Origin of the sequence: Achromobacter xylosoxidans (genome assembly GCF_002192695.1) — a bacterium.
GTDB classification, from domain to species: Bacteria; Pseudomonadota; Gammaproteobacteria; order Burkholderiales; family Burkholderiaceae_B; genus Achromobacter; species Achromobacter xylosoxidans_C.
This window is the reverse complement of record NZ_MTLG01000089.1, coordinates 1-459: the sequence shown is the minus strand read 5'-3', so window position 1 is coordinate 459 and position 459 is coordinate 1. Positions and strand designations below refer to the sequence as shown.

The 459-nt window shown below is 63.0% G+C and carries 1 pseudogene; it reads right to left on the bottom strand.

Annotated elements, in window-relative coordinates:
* Positions 1-459: pseudogene (locus BRO63_RS34285) on the bottom strand (hypothetical protein); the annotation flags it as partial.

Genomic DNA, 459 nt, shown 5'->3' with positions numbered 1-459 from the left:
GTCGTGATCAGCGCATTGCCTCCGACTGTCACCGTGTTCAGCAGAACAACATTGTCGCCATCGCCTGCATCCACCGTCAGCGCCCCCGTCAGGCCACTATCCCGCAGCGTGATCTGGTCGACACCGGAATCAGTCGTGATGACGGTGCTGCCGCCCACGGTAGCGTTATCCAGCAGAACGATGTTGTCACCATCGCCCGCGTCCACCGTCAGTGCGCCGACCAAGCCGCTAGCCAGCAAGGTGATCTGGTCGATGCCAGTGCCTGTCGTGATCAGGGTATTGCCGCCCACGGACGCGTTATCCAGCAGAACGGTGTTGGCGCCATTGCCCGCTTCCACCGTCAGCGCACCCGCCAGGCCGCTCGCCAGCAAGGTTATCTGGTCGACGCCAGAGCCGGTCGTGATGCCGGTGTTGCCACCCACGGTCGCGTTGTCCAGCAGAACGATGTTGTCGCCATCG